This is a genomic window from Streptomyces sp. RP5T, from assembly GCF_003933965.1.
Taxonomy (GTDB): Bacteria; Actinomycetota; Actinomycetes; order Streptomycetales; family Streptomycetaceae; genus Streptomyces.
In genome coordinates, this window is record NZ_RSAJ01001013.1 from 1 (window position 1) to 1,699 (window position 1,699).

2 protein-coding genes are annotated in these 1,699 nt (G+C 70.0%); both read right to left on the reverse strand.

The window, feature by feature from the left end; genetic code table 11:
• The coding region (locus EHS43_RS44000) for a TerD family protein (protein WP_148104324.1) at positions 1-232 on the reverse strand (232 nt) is incomplete at its 3' end.
• A gap of 68 nt (positions 233-300) precedes the next feature.
• The gene (locus tag EHS43_RS44005) at positions 301-1,509 is read right to left on the reverse strand and encodes a serine hydrolase (RefSeq protein ID WP_185806670.1); all 1,209 of its coding nucleotides are present in this window, start codon (positions 1,507-1,509) and stop codon (positions 301-303) included.
• Positions 1,510-1,699 lie beyond the last annotated feature (190 nt).

Here is a 1,699-nt window from a genome sequence, read left to right on the forward strand (position 1 = left end):
CCGTGATCCTGGCGGCCCCCGCGCGCAGCCTGCGGGGATCGACGATCAGGGTGTCACCGGAGAGGCGGGCGCCGGGTGCCGAGGGCTGGTTGTAGAACACGAAGTCCGCATCCCCCCGGACCTTGCCGCCCTCGCCCGTGATGAGCGCGCACACGTCGAAGGGGCCGGGCACCCGCACGGTGACGGCCCCTTCGGGGAGGGGAAGATTGCCCCCGGGGACCAGCTCGTCCATGGTGCCGCCCTGGTGTCGTGGTTCGCCGGGAGAACGCACACCGGGGCGCCGGGGTTCCCGGCCCGCGCTCAGTCCAGCGTGAGCGCCGGTGCCACGTCCTCGTGCCGCTCCACGGGCGCCTTGCCGCGCGGAGGCCTGACCGCCCTTGCCGACTTGCCGCAGAACGCGGAGTCCAGGGTGCGCAGCATCGTGTTGAGGACCGTGCCGTTGTTGGAGGTGTTGGCGACCGCGGCGAGAGCGCGCGTGCCGTCCTTCGAGGCGAACGCGTAGGTGTAGAAGCCCTGTACGGCACCGGTGTGGCCGTACACCGAGACCCCGCACGACAGATCGCGACGGCGCAGTCCCAGACCGTAGGCCTGACCGCTGCCCGACGACGGCAGCCACCTTTCCATCTGCGCCAGTTGCGCGGCCGAGGTGAGCCGGCCGCCGAGCAGGGCGGACAGGAAGGTGTTGAGGTCCCGGGTGCTGGAGATGAGCGCGCCCGCGCTCTGCGCCCACGACACGGTCTGCTCGGTCGCGTCGACGAGCGGGGCGCCCGCCTGGTCCGGGGTGAGATAACCGCGGGCGTGCCGGCCGGGGATCGTCGTGCCGGGGTGCACGTAGAAGGTGTCGCTCAGCTTCAGCGGCCCGATGATGCGGTTCTCGAACTCGGTCCGTACCGGGTTCCCGGTCAGCTGCTCGACGAGCATCCCGGCGACGACGAAGTTGGTGTTCGAGTAGGCGTACACCGCGCCCGGGGCGTTCGTGCGCGGCCGGGCGAGCGAGAGCTTCACCAGTTCCCGGGGTGTGAAGACCTTCTTGCGGACCGCCTCGAACCCGGGGACCGTGCTGGCGAACATGTCGTTCGTGTAGTCGTACAGGCCGCTGCGGTGGCCCAGGACGTGCCGCACCGTGATCCGGTCGTCCGGGAGCAGTCCGGGCAGGTACCGGTTGACGGGCGCGTCGAGACTCAGCTTCTTCTCGTCGACCAGTTGGAGCAGCACGACGGCGGTGAAGGTCTTGGTGACGCTGCCGATGCGGAACCGGTCGGCGTCGTTCATCGCCCGCCCGCTCCCTCGGTCCGCGACGCCCACCGCGGCCCGGTACACCGTGCCCCCGTCGTCGATCCGGGCCATGGACCCCGGTGCGCCCTGCGCCTGCGCGGAACGCAACACGCCGCGCACACCTGCGAGATCCACCGCGGGCGCGGTGGGCGAGTCGGCGTGGGCGGGGACCGCGAGAAGGGGCAGCAGGACCGCTCCCGCCACCGCCCCGACCCTCACTCGTGCTGATGCCATCCGGCTGATCTCCTGTCGCCTCGTCAGTTCCGGTAAGGATGCGGAGAGTATCGCCGTCAAAAGTGCGAAAAGTGATGATTGGCCGCCCCGGACGGCACAGGAGTCTCCTCGGGGACGCACAGCCGATTCCTGCTTATTTTATTGACGAAGGAAAAGAATCCCTCTAAGTTCCCGGCCATGCGCCCCACCC

Excerpts from the sequence above, each read along its gene's own strand:
- EHS43_RS44005 (WP_185806670.1), bottom strand. The coding sequence starts at position 1,509 with ATGGCATCAGCACGAGTGAGGGTCGGGGCGGTGGCGGGAGCGGTCCTG.